Below are 15,957 nucleotides of genomic sequence, written 5' to 3'. Positions count from 1 at the left end.
ACGACGGCGGACGCTTCCGCCGTCGTCGTCCCGCCCTTTGCGTTGTCACTCAGCCGGTTCGAGTTCCGCTTCCGGCTCGCCCGCGGCGACCGCGGCTTTCGCCGCCCCGCCCATGGCGAGGTAGTACGCGACGCCGGCGGTGACCAGGCCGACCGGCCAGGCGAAAGCGGCTACTGCCCCGAGTCCCGGGGCGAGTGCGAGGATCGCGGCAAGAAACGCCGTGGGGATGAACACCGCGATCGCCTTCGGATTGACGCCCTTGCGGAAGAAGTAGGCGCCCGATTCGTCCGAACGGTAGAGGTCCTTGATCCTGACGATTCCGCGGTTGACCAGGAAGTAGTCCGCGGCCATGATCCCGAACAGCGGGCCGAGGAAAGCACCCAGGCCGCCCAGGAAGTAGTTGACCACCACCGGGTTCGAGTACAGGTTCCACGGCATGACCAGCAGGGCCAGGACGGCGCTGATGATGCCGCCGCGCTTGAAGGTGATGTGCTTGGGCCAGACATTGGCGAGGTCGTAGGCCGGGGAGACGAAGTTCAGGACCACGTTGACGCCGATCGTGGCCACGATGAACATCACGGCGCCGAGGACCAGGATGGCGGTGTCCGGGACCTTGGCGAGGATGAGCGCGGGGTCGGTGATGGCGTCGCCGAACACCACCACGGTGCCGATGGTCATGGTGATGCTGATAGCGGCGAACGCTGCGAAGTTCACCGGAATTCCCCAGAAGTTGCCGCGGACCACGGCCTTTCCTGAACGGGCGAAGCGGGTGAAGTCGCAGTAGTTCAGCAGCATGGTGGCGTAGGTGGCCACGAGCAGGAAGGCGCCGGTCAGCACGCCGAGGACGGAGTCGCCGCCGGACAGCGGGGCGATGGACATGTCCATCGGGATGTTCCAGCCGGCCTGCGCGAAGAGCCAGACGGCCATGGCCAGCATGACCACCCAGACGATGGGACCGGCCCAGTCCTGGAAGCGCCGCACGGCCTCCATGCCGCGGGTGATGACCACCAGCTGGAGCACCCAGAGCAGGATGAAGCAGGCCCAGCCGAGCAGGGACAGTCCCAGGAAGCTTTGGTTCTGCCATTGCTGGAGGTCCGGGTCGATCCGCAGCAACAGGACCACTACCGCCATGGAGGCCAGGTAGGTCTGGATCCCGTACCAGCAGATGGCGATGACGGCGCGGATGAGGGCCGGGATGTTCGCACCCCAGATGCCGAAGCTGATCCTGGCCATCACCGGGAAGGGGACGCCGGTGCGCTGCCCCATCCGGCCGGCCCAGTTCATGCCGAAGAACAGGATGCCGGTGCCGATGAGGATCGCGGCGAGCACCTGCCAGCCGGTGAGGCCGATGACGAAAAGCCCGGCGACGAAGGTGTAGGTGCCGATGTTGTGGATGGCTGACATCCAGACGGCGAAGAAACTGTAGGTGGTCCACTTCCGTTCAGTGGCCGGGGCAAGGTCCTCGTTGTAGAGGCGTCCGGACGGGTCGAGCGCGGCAAGGGACGTGTGCTCGGAATCCATGGTGGCTCCTGGAGGGGTTCTGACGTTGGGGATTGGATGGGGGTTCCGGCGGCGGGACTGGCCCCCGCGGTACCGGCACCTTCGAATGGGATCCCATTTTGGGATCCCATTCGAAGTGTTGTAGCTCACACCCCGTGAAGTCAATGGATCCCGCGGCAGATGACGAATGTGACCGGCCGAAGGCGAGCGGTCCGGCGGGAGCCTCCCGCCGTCGTCGGGCTTTCCGGTCCGGGGCTGCATTCTGTTCCCGAACCGCAAGCAAATTCGCTTGAAGCAATTCCACCGCCAGCGGGAAAATCGATAAATGAGGCGGCGGACCGGGCGGGCGGTGTCCCTTTTCCTTGCAGCGGCAGTTGCGGGCGGGGCTCTCGGCGCCTGCTCCGGATATCCCCATGATCCGCCGGCATGCTTTCCGCCGAAATATTCGGTGGACCCCGGGACAGTCCGGCCCGGCGAACAGGTCACTGTTTCCGCCCCGGACGTTGACTGCAACCCGGCTTACGGGCAGGGCGCAAAGATTGAAGTCTCCCTCACCGACGCCGCCGGCAGGGAAATCTTCAAGAAGACGGGACCGATGAACAACGACGGCGGATTCACCTTTTCGTTCGAGGTCCCGTCCGGGATGAAGCCTGGCAAGGCCGGCGTCACCGCCATGCCTTATCGGCTGGACTGGTGCGATGACACCGGCAGGAACAACCGGCTGAAGCGCCAGGGCGCCGGGGATCCCGGCCTCGCAAGGACGTCTTGCGTCATTCCCGTTGTTCCGTTGATGATCCGGCCGGCAAAGTGATGCAGGCCTGCCCGGATTCCGCGTAGATCTACGCCGAAGCCCCGGCAGCGGAAGTCACGGCGCAGGTGATTGGGGCGGCCGGGGCGGAAGGGCCTCGGGGCGGTGTAGGCAAAGGCCTGAAAGTCGCTGCGCCAACAATTGGCCCCTGGCTCTGCCGTTTTGTCTGATGTCTCGGCTACTGTGAGTTCGTTCGAGGATCAACCGTAGGGGGACAAATGGAATTCGCAGAACGACTCACGTCTTTGGCTGCAAAGGTGCGCCAGCAACGCGGAGCCATCGAGACCGAAGAAGCAACAAAGAACGCATTCGTCATGCCCTTCATCTCCTCAATCTTGGGCTATGACGTGTTCAATCCGCTGGAGGTCGTCCCGGAGTTCACTGCCGACGTGGGAATCAAGAAGGGCGAGAAGATCGACTACGCAATCGTGAAGGATGGTGAAGTCCAAATTCTGATTGAATGCAAGAAGTCGGTCGGCCCCGTACGGATCGAGCATGCTTCACAGCTGTTCCGGTACTTTGCTGTTACCAACGCCCGCATTGCCATCTTGACCAACGGCGAAATTTATCAGTTCTTCACTGACCTCGACGCTCCAAACCGCATGGATGCCAAGCCCTTCCTGGTGCTGGACCTGAACGATATCGACGAATCCCTCATCCCGGAACTTCAGAAGCTCTCCAAGGAGGTTTTCGATCTCGATTCCATCATCAGTGCGGCCGGAGAGCTGAAGTTCATTGGGGAACTCAAGCGAACGCTGGCCGCACAGTTCAAGGACCCGGAAGATGAGTGGGTGAAGTTCCTGACGGCAAGGGTCTACACAGGCCCGTATACCCAGAAGGTGCGTGAACAGTTCACGGTCCTCGTAGCAAAGGCTGCAAAGCAATTCCTCAATGACCAAGTAAATGAGCGACTCAAGAAGGCGTTGGGCGCCCAGTCGTTTGTGGTTTCAGACGAAACGGTGGTGGCTCCTGAGGTCACCAGCGCACCGGCAGTTGAAGCAGATCTCGAAGAAGCGGATGGCATCGAAACGACGCTCGAAGAAATCGAGGGTTACCAGATCGTCCGGGCAATTGTGTGCAGCGAGGTGAAACCGGCCCGAGTTGTCCAGCGTGATGCAAAGTCCTACTTTGCCGTCCTTCTCGATGACAACAACCGCAAACCGATCGCCCGCCTTCACTTCAACCGCTCGCAAAAGTACATCGGCCTCTTCGACGTAAACAAAGAAGAAACCCGAGTACCCATCAACTCCCTCGAAGAGATCTATGAGCACACCGAAACTCTCCGGGCCAGTGTAAAGAACTATCTCTGACAAACGCATGGGGGCGACCACCACCGCCCCCATGGCCTCCCAACCGGAGCCCACCGTGCCCGATCATTCACAGTTGCGTCATCATGTCCCCGGCCAGTCCGTCATGCATCAAGTCATGGCGCTCCAAGAATCAACTCCGGCTCAACCGGCAATCGGACGAATATTCGGCGTGAGTCCGCTGACGGCCGAGGCCAAACCTTGGTACCGCGGAGCCATCGCTGAAATCGCAGTGGGTGAGATTCTGTCTGCTCTGGGCCCGGAGTGGTCCGCATTCCATGCAATTCCAGTGGGTTCAGGAACCTCCGACATCGATCACGTGGTGATCGGCCCAGGCGGCGTCTTCACCCTCAACACCAAGAACCACACGGGTCATTCCGTCTGGGTGGCCGGCAGGACGCTCATGGTGTCCGGTTCGAAACAGCGGCACATCCCGAACTCCCAATTCGAGGCGCAACGCGCTTCCAAGCTGCTTACCTTGGCGCTGGGCCACCCCGTCACTGCTACCGCTGTTCTGGTGATCTTCGGCGCGAAGAGCCTGACCATCAAGGAACAGCCCGCCGGCGTCGTGGTTCTTTCCGCCCCGCAGCTCACGCGCTGGCTGCGGCGGCAGCCACAAGTGCTGTCCAGCGCGGAGACCGAACGGCTTGCGGCAGTCGCCGGGAACCCCCGGTTGTGGCACAGGAACCCTCCGCCCGCAGTTGATCCCCGCACATTGCAGACTTGGTTCAAAACTCTCCAGCAACAGGTACGCAGGGCCGCACTTATCCGTGCCGGCTGGGTTCTGGCGACGTGCCTTGTATTAGCGGTCGCGATCTTCAGCCGCCACTAAATCGTCAGGAATTCTCCGCGTGCTCGGCACGATACGCATCGGCGGCGTAAACCCCGAGGATCCGCACTTCCGTAGTGAAGAACTCGAGTTCTTCCAGCGCACGGCGAAGCCGGGGATCCTCCGGATGCCCTTCGACGTCGGTGATGAACATGGTGGCGGCGAATTCATTGCCCACCATGTAGCTCTCCAGCCGGGTCATGTTCACCCCGTTGGTGGCGAAACCGCCGAGGGCCTTGTACAGGGCCGACGGCACGTTGCGGACGCGGAAGACGAAACTCGTGATGGCCGGCCCGGGCAGTTCCTGCTTGGTGGGAAGCGGCCGTTCCTGGGTGAGGACCACAAAGCGGGTGGTGTTGCTCGGATCGTCCTCGACGCCGGAGGCCAGGACCTCAAGGCCGTACAGTTCCGCCGCGAGGGGCGGAGCCAGGGACAGCTTGCGCGGATCGTTCCATTCGCGCACTTCCCGCGCTGATCCCGCGGTGTCCCCGGCGATCACCGGCTTCAGGCCCGCCTCGCGGATGATCCGCCGGCATTGCCCCAGCGCATGGATATGGCTGTGGACCTCGGTGGCTTCCTCGATGCTGCTTCCGGGAACGCCCATCAAGTCGAAACGGATCGGCAGGAAGTACTCTCCGACAATCTGCAGCTTGGACTGCGGCAGCAGGGCGTGGATGTCAGCCACGCGGCCGGCAATGGAATTCTCGATGGGGATCATGCCCAATTCCACGGCCCCCGTCGACAGCAGCTCAAAGGCGTCCTCGAAGCTGGCACATGGAACGCTTTCCGCGTCGGGGAACATTTCCCTGCAGGCAAGGTCCGAGTTGGCTCCCGGCTCTCCCTGGTAGGCAATCTTTTGGACCATGGGGTTCATCGTTTCATTGAGCCGGGCAAAGAACCCAAACGGCGTACGTTCATGAACACCGGGCCGCGGCCAAAACAAAAGGGGTGCCGCCGCAGATTGCGGCGACACCCCTGGCTGGATTGCCGGGCGCCTAGTTCCTGATACCCGTGTTTGAATAGCCGATCTGAATGGTCGACCCGGTCGGCAGGCCGCCGATCGACTGGTTCAGGACAATTTCGACCATCGTGACGACAATTGCCGCGGAGGTCTTGGTTACCTTGTGCAGAGTGACCTTGCCCAAGCCCGGCACCTGGACCACGGTGTTGGGCGCAACGGAGGCATTGATCGCCGGCAATCCGGTGATCCTCAGGTTGGTGAACGTGGAGGTGTCGGTCAGGGTGACCACGCCGCCCGCCGTGGCACGGCTGGCGCTGGTCTCTGCCTTGATGGCGTCGGCCTGGATCACGCCGCTCAGGACGTTGAGCCCGGCAAGGGAATTGGTCACGGTGCCCTTGAGGGCGGGGCTGACAACGGTGGTGGTGGTCGTCGTGGAGGCGCCCACCGTTGCAAGACCCGTAAGGGTGGTACCCGCGAGGTTTACGGTCTGGGTCCCGGCGCTGCAGCTGAGGGAGGCATACGCCGTGGGACCCGAGCCGAGAAGCCCGGTCGCCAGGGTGCTCTTTGTCGTGAACCCTGCACCGGCGGCGTAGCCGACCTGTGCCGGCGTCAGCTTGGCAAGGCTGACACCCAGGCGGATGTCCGTTCCTGCCTTCACGCCTGCGATTCCGGCCTTGAGGACTTCGACGCGCAGCGCCGTCGTCGATACCTGGTAGGTACCGTTGACCAGCTTCTTCTCCTGGCCGTTCAGCGTAATTTTGCCGAGTGAACCCAGAAGCGGCACATTCAGGTCAATCACCGTATTGGGGGCCGGGTTGGCGGCCACGGGAAGACCCAGGACTTTCAGGTTGGCAATGTTGGTCTGGTTCGTGCCGGAGAATGCGCCGGCGGTGTTCTTGTCTGCAATACTCACGGACGAAATGGTCCCGGCCGTGATGAGTCCACCCAGCAGATTGGCGCTGCCGACAACCGAACGTCCTTCGATGCGTTTGCCCGTCGCCGTTTCCAGCGTCCTGACGCTTGTTGCGGCGGCGCCCACGGCACCCACTGCCGGAACATTCAAGGCTGCGGCGCTGTTGGTGGACGTCAATCCGGTAAGACCGGTGCATCCGATCGATGAATTAGCGGTGGGACCGGACGTAAGTGTCTTGTCGGAATTGAAAATGTAGGAACCATACGCGATTCCCGAGAAGCCCGTGGTGACCTGTCCGGGCGTAATACTCGGAGTCGCCGCCGTTGACGGAGCGAGGGGCCCCGCCGCTACAAGCGTGAAGGCGCCGAATAACGCGGCCAGTGTTCGTTTCATGCAATTCTCCCCATTGTTCTCGCGAGACAATTCTCGCGGTGAGAGCACAGTATCAGAACGATGTAGGCAATAGAACCGCTGGAATTCTCAGCGTAATCCGGAATCCGGGAACGTAAAATCCGCCGTGCAACCGGAATGAAAACCGGCCGTCGAATCAAGGGGCAGCGACGCAGCCGCCGGCTAATGCGCCGATGCGGCCTCGCCCGCGCACGGCGCTGTGGATTCACGGACCACCAAGTGGGTTGCGAGCTCCACCCGGCGCGAATCGAGGGTATCGCCGCGCATCTGGCGCAGGACAAAACGCAGGGCGGCGCGGCCCATTTCCTGCAGCGGCTGGGACACGGAGGTCAATGGCGGAACGGATTCCTCAGCCTGATACGTCCCGTCGAACCCCACCACGCTCATGTCCTCCGGAATCCGGATCTGCTGGCGGCGCGCCTCCGCGAGGACGCCGAGGGCGATGCTGTCACTCGCCGCGAAGATGGCGGTGGGGCGCTTTTCAAGTCGGAGCAGGGCCTTCATGCCCGCCACGCCGTGTTCGGGACGGAAGGTCCCCGAAAGGATGTAGTCCTCCTCAACCGGCACGCCTTCGGCCATCAGCGCGGCCATGTAGCCGTGGAGCCTGGCCTGGTTGCATTCCGCTGCCTCGGGACCGCCGAGGAAAGCGATCCGCCGGTGCCCCAGTCCCAGCAAATGGGCGGTCGCGGCCTTGCCGCCGGCCCAGTTGCTGGCGCCGACGCTGACCACGTCAGCCTGGGGCGGATTGAGCGGGTCGATCACGACGATGGGAATGTCGCGCCGGAGGAACGGTTCCAGCTGCGCCGAACTGAAGGCCGACGTCACCACGATCATGCCGCACCGGCCCTCGTCGATGATCCGCTGAGCCCGCTGCTCGGGGCTGAGGGGTGAGGCCCCCTGCACTCCCGTGACGTTGAGGAGGACTTCGACGTCGGACGCGGCCGCGTGCTCCAGCACGCCGTTCAGCACTTCCACGCCGTAGGCGGAGTTCAAGCTGTCGAGGACCATTTCCACCACGGGCCGCCGCCAGGCGATGTTCTTGCGCTGCAGGGGCGACTTGTATCCTGAGCGTTCCAGGGCGGTGAGGACCTTGGCGCGCGTCTCCGCGGCAACGTCCTCACGGCCGTTCACCACCTTCGAGACGGTGGGGGCGGACACACCCGCTTCCCGGGCAATCGCGGCCAACGTCAACTTGGCTGGGCGTTCGCTGCCGGCCATACACACCTCGACTCTTTCGAAACATTTCGGTGGCACCAGTGTGTGTGCCCCTTGCCCGCGAAGTCAACCGACATTCGGCAAAGGTTGTGAACTTTATGACCCCAGATCCTTGACCGTGACTCAGACCACAGTTAGATTTGCTTCACGAACCGAAAATACTATCGAAATATTTCGGACTCAAAATCTGTTCCGTGTCAACGGCAGCATGGCCTCCCCGACGGCCGGACTCCCGAAACCAACAGCCGGGCTATCAGCGTCGAGCCCGAAGGACGAATGGAAATACAAATGGTAAAACTCACGTTGCGCTCAGCAGCGATCGCCGCCACTGCAGCGGCAGTCTCGATCTCCCTCGCGGCCTGCGGATCCAGCGGGCCTGCAGGTTCGTCGGCCAGCACCGGCTCGGCCACAATGTGGGGGCTGACGGGCGGCAACCAGCCGGTGCTCCAGAAGTCGGTGGACGCCTGGAACAAGGCGCATCCGGAAGAGGCCATCAAACTCGACTTCTTCGCAAACGATGCGTACAAGACCAAGGTGCGCACCGCCGTCGGCGCCGGGCAGGGACCCACATTCATCTACGGCTGGGGCGGCGGCGTCCTGAAGTCGTATGTGGACGCCGGCCAAGTGGCCGACCTGTCTGACTTCGTCAAGGACAACCCCGACGTCAAGAGCCGCTACCTGCCCTCCGTCCTCAAGAACGGCACGATCGACGGCAAGACCTACGCCCTGCCGAACAACAACGTCCAGCCCGTGGTCCTGTATTACAACAAGGAAGTCTTCGACAAGATCGGCGCCCAGGCCCCTAAGACCTGGGACGAACTCATGGCTCTCGTGCCCAAGTTCAAGGCTGCCGGCGTTGCCCCGTTCTCGCTGGGCGGCCAGTCCAAATGGCCCGACCTGATGTGGCTAGAATACCTGGTGGAGCGCATCGGCGGTCCCGAAGTGTTCGCCAACATCGCCGCGAACAAGCCCGGCGCCTGGTCCGACCCCGCCGTCAAGGAAGCCCTGACCAAGATCCAGGAACTGGTGGACGCCGGCGGTTTCATCAACGGCTTCTCCTCCGTCGCCGCCGACAGCAACGCGGACCAGGCACTCCTCTACACCGGGAAGGCCGCCATGATCCTGCAGGGCGGCTGGATCTACCAGGGCCTGAAGAAGGACGCGGCGGACTTCGTCTCGAGCGGCAAGCTGGGCTACACCACGTTCCCCACCGTTTCCGGCGGCAAGGGCGACCCCGCCAACGTGGTGGGCAACCCGTCCAATTTCTGGTCGATCTCGTCCAAGGCCACTGAGAGTCAGAAGAAGGCTGCCCTCGAATACGTCAAGAGCGGCATGTTCACCGACGCCGACACCCAGGCCCTGATCGATTCGGGTGCCGTCCCCGTCACCACGGGCATCGAAGCGAAGTTGGCTGCTTCGCCGGACAAGGACTTCCTGAGCTACGTGTACGGCATGGCCAAGAACGCGCCGAACTTCACCCTCTCCTGGGACCAGGCCCTCAGCCCCGCACAAGGCGACGCCATGCTGGCGAACCTGGACCAGATCTTCCTCAAGAAGATCACCCCCGAGCAGTTCGTCTCCACGATGAACGCAACGATCGGAAAGTAGCAGTGTCTGTCTCAACCGGTTCCCGGCGGGTCCTCGAAAAGGGCCCGTCGGGGTGGCTGGCCGCTCCGGCCCTGTTCTTCTTCCTGCTGTTCGCCATCATCCCCTTGGCCGGCGTCTTCTTCCTCAGCTTCACCAAATGGGACGGGCTGGGCGAGATCAAGCTGGATGGCCTGTCGAGCTGGACCACAGTCCTGACCGACCCGGTCACCGGGAACGCGCTGTGGGTCACCGCCAAGATCATGTTCTTCTCGTTCGTCGTCCAGGCACCCATCAGCCTCCTGCTCGGCGTCTTCACGTCCGCCTCCCAGAAGTACCGTGCAGTCCTTGCGGTCCTGTACTTCGTTCCGCTGCTGCTGTCCTCGGCCGCCGTAGCCATCGCGTACAAGGCCCTGCTGGACCCGAACTTCGGCCTCGGCCCGGGCCTGGGCGTTCCGTTCCTTGCGCAGGATTGGCTTGGCAACTCGGACCTCGTGCTGTTCGTGGTGGTCTTCGTCATCGCCTGGCAGTTCGTCCCGTTCCACACACTCATCTACCAAGGCGGTGTGCGGCAGATTCCGGCGTCGCTCTACGAGGCGGCCCAGATCGACGGCGCCGGACGGGTCCAGCAATTCTTCGCCATCACCCTGCCCCAGCTGAAGTACACGATCATCACGTCCTCCACCCTCATGGTGGTCGGCTCGCTGGCCTACTTCGACCTCGTCTTCGTCCTCACCGGCGGCGGCCCCGGCTACTCCACCCGCCTGCTCCCCCTGCACATGTACCTGACCGGCTTCAAAGCCAACGACATGGGGGCCGCCAGCGCCCTCGGCGTCATCCTCGTGGCGATCGGCCTGGTGCTGGCCCTGGTCCTGCAACGCCTCGGCGGCAAGAACCGCAACGCAAGCCAATTGGAAGGTGCCTGATGGCTTCCACGACCCAGCTCCCCACGCCGCCGGCCACATTCAACGCCCCGAGCCGCAAGCCCGTCCAGCGGAGCAAAGGGCCCGGCCGCTCCCGGCCAAACTTCCTTGGAGGCCTGGGCGGATGGCTGTGGCTGGCCGTCATCATCGTGCCCATCTACTACGTGGTGGTCACGAGCCTGAAGAACCAGGCCGGCTTCTTCACCTCCAACCCGATGATGCCGCCCACCGAGCCCACGCTGGACAACTACAAGCTGGTGCTCGAAAACGACTTCGCGATGTACTTCGTAAACAGCCTGGTCGTCACCGTCGGCAGCGTGGTGCCCGCACTCCTGGTCTCCTTCATGGCGGCGTACGCGATCGTCCGCGGCAAGTCCCGGTTCCTGGGCTGGACGAACCGGCTCTTCCTCCTCGGCCTGGCCATTCCGCTGCACGCCACGATCATTCCCATCTATTGGATGATCACCAAAGCGCACCTCTACGACACCCTGCTCGCCCTGATCCTGCCGTCGATCGCGTTCGCGATCCCCATCTCCGTGCTGATCCTGAGCAACTTCATGCGCGACGTCCCCAACGAACTGTTCGAGTCCATGCGGCTGGACGGCTGCTCGGACTGGGCCATGATGTGGCGCCTCGCGCTGCCCATGACGCGTCCCGCCGTCGTGACCGTTGGCATCTACAACGCGCTCGGCGTCTGGAACGGCTTCCTCTTCCCGCTCATCCTCACCCAAAGCCCTTCAACCCGCGTCCTGCCCCTGTCCCTGTGGACATTCCAGGGCGAGTTCAGCGTCAACATCCCGGCGGTGCTGGCCTCGGTGGTGCTCGCCACCCTGCCGCTGCTGGTCATCTACGTGGTGGCCCGCCGCCAACTGATCAGCGGTCTCACGGCCGGCTTCAGCAAATAGAAAGGACTCCCTGTGACAAGCACAACGCCCTTGCGCGTCGGCATGGTCGGGTATGCGTTCATGGGCGCCGCCCACTCCCATGCATGGCGCACCGCGCCGAGGTTCTTCGATCTCCCGCTGGACCCCCAGCTCACCGCCCTCTGCGGAAGGAACGACGACGGCGTCCGGGCCGCCGCTGCCAAGCTCGGCTGGGGATCCGTGGAGACCGATTGGCGGCGCCTGATCGAGCGCGACGACATTGACCTGATCGACATCTGCACCCCGGGCAACACCCACGCCGAGATCGCGATAGCGGCGCTCGAAGCCGGGAAGCACGTCCTGTGCGAGAAGCCGCTGGCGAACTCGGTGGCCGAGGCCGAACGCATGGCCGAGGCCGCCCGGGCCGCCGCGGAACGCGGGGTGTTTTCGATGTGCGGGTTCTCCTACCGCCGCACCCCCGCGTTGGCCTTGGCCCGGCGGATGGTCGCCGAAGGCAGGCTCGGGCAGATCCGGCACGTGCGTGCGCAGTACCTGCAGGACTGGCTCAGCGACGAAAACGCGCCCATGACCTGGCGGTTGGACAAGGCCATGTCCGGGTCCGGCTCGCTCGGCGACATCGGAGCCCACAGCATCGACGCCGCGCAGTGGGTCACCGGGCAGAACATCACGGGGGTTTCGGCGCTGCTGGAAACCTTCGTCCACGAACGTCCCCTCGCAGGCGACCTCGTGGGACTGGGCGGCCACGGCGACACCGGGGCGGATGCGCCGCGCGGCATGGTCACCGTGGATGACGCGGCCGTTTTCAGCGCCCGCTTTGACGGCGGAACGGCCGACGGCGCCGGCAGCTTCCCGGGCGCCGTCGGGGTCTTCGAAGCGACCCGCTTCGCGCTGGGACGCAAGAACGCGATGCGGCTGGAAGTCAACGGCACCCTCGGTTCGATTGCCTTCGACTTCGAGGACATGAACGTACTCTCCTTCTACGACGCCGCCGAGTCTCCCGACGCCGGATTCCGCCGGATCTTCGTGACCGAACCCGAGCACCCGTACGTCGGGAACTGGTGGCCCACCGGCCACGGCCTGGGCTACGAACACGGCTTCACCCACCAGGTGGTGGACCTCGTGACGGCGATCGGGGCAGGGACGCAGCCCTCGCCGTCGTTCGCCGACGCCCTGCAGGTGCAGCGCGTCCTGGAAGCCGTTGAAGCCAGCGCCATGGAAGAGTCCCGCTGGACCAAAGTCGAAGGAGCCTGACATGGCACGACCGATGACGTTGTTCACCGGCCAGTGGGCCGATCTGCCCTTCGAGGAGGTCGCCCGCCTCGCTGGCGAATGGGGCTTCGACGGGCTGGAGATTGCCTGCTGGGGCGACCACCTTGACCCCTTTCTCGCAGCCAGCGACGACGCGTACGTGCAGGACCGGCTGGACATCCTGAAGCGCAACGGGCTGGAGGTTTTCGCAATCGCCAACCACCTCACGGGCCAGGCGGTGTGCGATGACCCGATCGACGAACGGCACCGGGACATCCTCCCGGAGCAGGTATGGGGCGACGGCGACGCGGAAGGCGTGCGGCAGCGCGCGGCGGAAGCGATGAAGGCCACCGCCCGCGCCGCGGCACGCCTCGGCGCCGGCACCGTCACGGGGTTCACCGGGTCCTCGATCTGGAAGGCCGTGGCCATGTTCCCGCCCGCCTCGCCGGGCATGATCGAGCGCGGCTACCAGGACTTCACGGACCGTTGGAATCCCATCCTGGACGTCTTCGACGAGGAGGGCGTCCGCTTCGCCCTGGAGGTCCACCCCTCCGAGATCGCCTACGACTACTGGACCGCCAAGCGGACCTTGGAAGCGATCGGCCACCGGGAAGCCTTCGGGCTGAACTTCGACCCTTCGCACTTCATCTGGCAGGACCTGGACCCGGTGATGTTCCTGCAGGACTTCGCGGACAAGATCTTCCATGTGCACGTCAAGGAATCCGTGCGCCAGCTCAACGGCCGCAACGGCCGGCTCGGATCGCACCTGCCCTGGGCGGACCCCCGCCGCGGCTGGGACTTCGTCACCGCCGGTCACGGCGACGTGAACTGGGAGCCGATCTTCCGCACCTTGAACGCGATCGGCTATCAGGGACCCACCAGCGTCGAATGGGAAGACGCCGGCATGGACCGGCTCATCGGGGCGCCGCAGTCCCTGGCCCTGGTGAAGGAGCTTGCCCGTATCGCACCCCCCGCCGCGGCGTTCGACGCCGCCTTCAGCAGCAGCCGCTGACACGGCGCCAACCCCACTTTCACAGCAAAGGAAACCATGACTGACAACAAAACCGCCTTGGTGGTGCGCGGCGGCTGGGACGGCCACCAGCCCGTCGAGGCCACCGAACTCTTCATTCCCTTCCTGAAAGAGAATGGCTATGACGTCCGGGTGGAGGAATCCCCCAAGGTATATGCCGATACGGAATACATGGCCGGCCTGGACCTGATCGTGCAGTGCGTCACGATGTCCACCATCGAGAAGGACGAGTTCGAGGGGCTGCGCACCGCCGTCGAAAACGGCACCGGCCTGGCCGGCTGGCACGGCGGGATCGCCGATTCCTACCGGAACACCTCGGACTACCTGCACATGATCGGCGGCCAGTTCGCCTGCCACCCCGGCAAACACCCGGACGAACGAACCGGTGATATGTCGGATAACTACGTGCCCCACACGGTGAACATGCTTCCGGCAGCGGCGAACCATCCGATCACCGAGGGCATCGGTGATTTCGAGCTGGTCACCGAGCAGTATTGGGTCCTGGCCGACGACTACATCGACGTCCTCGCCACCACCACCCAGAAGGTCCGGGACTGGGACCAGTGGAACCGCGAAGTCACCTCCCCGGCGATCTGGACCCGGCAATGGGCCAAGGGCCGGATCTTCGTCTGCACCCCCGGCCACCGGGTGGAAATCCTCCAGGACGCGAACGTCCGCACGATCATCGAAAGGGGCATGCTTTGGGCAAGCCGCTAAACACAGACCAGCCGCTCAAGGTTGGAATCATCGGCTGCGGCGCCATCATCGCCCAGTACCTCACGAACTTCCGCCGGCTCGACACGATCGAACTGGTCGCCGTCGCGGACCTGGACTTTGCGAGGGCGCAGGCCGTGGCTGACTCCTACGAGGGCGTCCGCGCCCTGTCCGTGGACGAGCTCCTGGCGGCAGACGACGTCGAACTCGTCCTGAACCTGACCATCCCGGCGGCGCACGGGCCGATCGCGCTGAAGGCGATTGCCGCCGGAAAGAGCGTGTACGGGGAGAAGCCGCTCGCGGCGACCACCGCGGAGGCGAAGCAGGTGCTCGACGCCGCGCGGGAGGCCGGCGTCGTGGTCGGCTGCGCCCCCGACACGGTGCTGGGCACCGGGATCCAGACCGCCCGCAAGGCGATCGACGACGGCCTGATCGGCTCCCCGATTTCGGCCACCGCCACCATGGTGACGTCGGGGCACGAGCGCTGGCACCCGAACCCGGACTTCTACTACCAGCCCGGTGGCGGGCCGCTGTTGGACATGGGTCCGTACTACGTCAGCGCCCTCGTCACCCTGCTCGGCCCCGTGGTCTCGGTCATCGGGGCAGCAAGCCACACCCGCCCGGAGCGGGTGATCGGCTCCGGGCCGCGGAAGGGCGAGGTGATCCCGGTGACCATCGATTCGCACGTCACCGGCGTCCTGGTACACGCCTCCGGGGCCATGTCCACGCTGTTCATGAGCTTTGACGCTGTCAGTACGAAGTCGGCCAACATCGAGGTCCACGGCTCGCTCGGGACGCTCGCAGTGCCTGACCCGAACCTTTTCGACGGCGACGTGGAGCTTTTCGCGCTCGGTGCCGAGTCCTGGCAGACCCTCCCGGTCTCGGCGGGCTATGTGGACTCGGGCCGCGGCTTCGGCATCGCTGACCTCGCCGCGACTCCCGCCGGTTCGGAACCCCGTGCGGGCGGACAGTTGGCGTACCACGCGCTGGAGGTCATGGAATCGGTGCTGACCTCGGCGCACAGCGGCTCGGCAGTGGCCATCACGAGCACCGTGGCGCGGCCGGAACCCGTGGAACTCACCGCGCTGGCGGCTGAGGTTCCCGTTGGCGGTGGTCAGGGAACCAGCTCATAGGGGCTGCCGGGGATTCTCCGGACTGAGGTGGCGGTGGCGCCGATGAGCGCCCCGCCTGCCCCAGTCCGGAGATCGCCACGTTCCCGGCCGGGACGTCCCGGCACGCAGTGATCCAGGCTCCGGCACAGCGCCGGGGCCGTCTCATTCCCCGAGCGCGACGAAATGACCGCCCGGCTTGGAGGCGGCAAGTACCACGTTCCGTTCGGTGTCCACCACCCCGGGGAACGGTCAGTTGCCCGCCACCCCGCCGTTCCTGTGGATTCCAGCAAGGACGAGCGCGAGGTTCTGCCTGCGGACATCGCCCACCCCCAGCGGTTCCCACCCGTCCGGCAGCTGCGACCCGTCCAGCTGCGGGCGTTGGTGGATGGGGCATGGGCCCTCCGGGAGCGGTTTGGAGACGTGGTGGTCTCCACCATCGTTCGGGGAGGGCCCATGGGCGCGTAATGCCGGATAGACGCGTCGTGCGGTCCGGTGGTTCGGCTCTGCGGGCCCGATGC

15 protein-coding genes are annotated in these 15,957 nt (G+C 64.5%); 11 read left to right on the top strand and 4 right to left on the bottom strand.

The features are described 5' to 3' along the window. Positions 1-45 precede the first annotated feature (45 nt). Positions 46-1,521 (bottom strand): NCS1 family nucleobase:cation symporter-1, encoded by a 1,476-nt coding sequence (locus DWV11_RS14940; protein ID WP_115789703.1) that lies wholly within the window; start codon positions 1,519-1,521, stop codon positions 46-48. Between the two features lie 427 nt (positions 1,522-1,948). Between DWV11_RS14940 and DWV11_RS14935 the strand changes: the two genes are divergently transcribed. The 3 genes from DWV11_RS14935 to DWV11_RS14925 all read left to right on the top strand — a co-directional run bounded on the left by DWV11_RS14935 (position 1,949) and on the right by DWV11_RS14925 (position 4,447). Beyond that, positions 1,949-2,311 (top strand): hypothetical protein, encoded by a 363-nt coding sequence (locus DWV11_RS14935; RefSeq protein WP_115789702.1) that lies wholly within the window; start codon positions 1,949-1,951, stop codon positions 2,309-2,311. A gap of 215 nt (positions 2,312-2,526) precedes the next feature. Continuing rightward, a complete protein-coding gene (locus DWV11_RS14930; protein ID WP_115789701.1) occupies positions 2,527-3,618 on the top strand; it encodes a type I restriction endonuclease in 1,092 nt (363 codons plus the stop codon). 55 nt (positions 3,619-3,673) lie between these two features. Further along, complete coding sequence (locus tag DWV11_RS14925; RefSeq protein ID WP_168404722.1) at positions 3,674-4,447, top strand: nuclease-related domain-containing protein; 774 nt, start codon at positions 3,674-3,676, stop codon at positions 4,445-4,447. Between the two features lie 4 nt (positions 4,448-4,451). Here DWV11_RS14925 and DWV11_RS14920 read toward each other — a convergent pair whose 3' ends face one another. The 3 genes from DWV11_RS14920 to DWV11_RS14910 form a co-directional block, all read right to left on the bottom strand. After that, positions 4,452-5,309, bottom strand: a complete 858-nt coding sequence (locus DWV11_RS14920; RefSeq protein ID WP_115789714.1) for a prephenate dehydratase — start codon at positions 5,307-5,309, stop codon at positions 4,452-4,454. Positions 5,310-5,439: 130 nt separating this feature from the next. Beyond that, a complete protein-coding gene (locus DWV11_RS14915; RefSeq protein WP_168404720.1) occupies positions 5,440-6,711 on the bottom strand; it encodes a choice-of-anchor P family protein in 1,272 nt (423 codons plus the stop codon). 180 nt (positions 6,712-6,891) lie between these two features. Beyond that, positions 6,892-7,947 (bottom strand): LacI family DNA-binding transcriptional regulator, encoded by a 1,056-nt coding sequence (locus DWV11_RS14910; RefSeq protein ID WP_115789698.1) that lies wholly within the window; start codon positions 7,945-7,947, stop codon positions 6,892-6,894. A gap of 285 nt (positions 7,948-8,232) precedes the next feature. Between DWV11_RS14910 and DWV11_RS14905 the strand changes: the two genes are divergently transcribed. From DWV11_RS14905 to DWV11_RS14870, 8 genes are all read left to right on the top strand, one after another. After that, positions 8,233-9,552, top strand: coding sequence for an extracellular solute-binding protein (locus tag DWV11_RS14905; RefSeq protein WP_115789697.1), 1,320 nt, complete (start codon positions 8,233-8,235; stop codon positions 9,550-9,552). Between the two features lie 2 nt (positions 9,553-9,554). Continuing rightward, positions 9,555-10,454, top strand: a complete 900-nt coding sequence (locus DWV11_RS14900; RefSeq protein ID WP_115789696.1) for a carbohydrate ABC transporter permease — start codon at positions 9,555-9,557, stop codon at positions 10,452-10,454. Beyond that, the gene (locus tag DWV11_RS14895) at positions 10,454-11,356 is read left to right on the top strand and encodes a carbohydrate ABC transporter permease (protein ID WP_115789695.1); all 903 of its coding nucleotides are present in this window, start codon (positions 10,454-10,456) and stop codon (positions 11,354-11,356) included. Before DWV11_RS14900 ends, DWV11_RS14895 begins: the two co-directional genes overlap by 1 nt. Before the next feature lie 12 nt (positions 11,357-11,368). Continuing rightward, positions 11,369-12,586, top strand: a complete 1,218-nt coding sequence (locus DWV11_RS14890; RefSeq protein WP_115789694.1) for a Gfo/Idh/MocA family protein — start codon at positions 11,369-11,371, stop codon at positions 12,584-12,586. A 1-nt stretch (position 12,587) separates the two neighbouring features. Beyond that, positions 12,588-13,595, top strand: a complete 1,008-nt coding sequence (locus DWV11_RS14885) for a sugar phosphate isomerase/epimerase family protein (protein WP_115789693.1) — start codon at positions 12,588-12,590, stop codon at positions 13,593-13,595. 36 nt (positions 13,596-13,631) lie between these two features. Then, positions 13,632-14,330, top strand: coding sequence for a ThuA domain-containing protein (locus DWV11_RS14880; RefSeq protein ID WP_115789692.1), 699 nt, complete (start codon positions 13,632-13,634; stop codon positions 14,328-14,330). Further along, positions 14,315-15,460, top strand: a complete 1,146-nt coding sequence (locus tag DWV11_RS14875; RefSeq protein ID WP_245953685.1) for a Gfo/Idh/MocA family protein — start codon at positions 14,315-14,317, stop codon at positions 15,458-15,460. The genes DWV11_RS14880 and DWV11_RS14875 overlap by 16 nt, the downstream gene beginning before the upstream one ends. Before the next feature lie 162 nt (positions 15,461-15,622). After that, entirely contained in the window at positions 15,623-15,904 is a 282-nt protein-coding gene (locus DWV11_RS14870) for a hypothetical protein (RefSeq protein WP_136017915.1), read from the top strand. Positions 15,905-15,957 lie beyond the last annotated feature (53 nt).

The organism is Arthrobacter silvisoli (assembly GCF_003369445.1).
Lineage (GTDB): Bacteria > Actinomycetota > Actinomycetes > Actinomycetales > Micrococcaceae > Arthrobacter > Arthrobacter silvisoli.
Note: the sequence above shows the minus strand (reverse complement) of the source record. Positions and strands in the feature narration are given on the sequence as shown.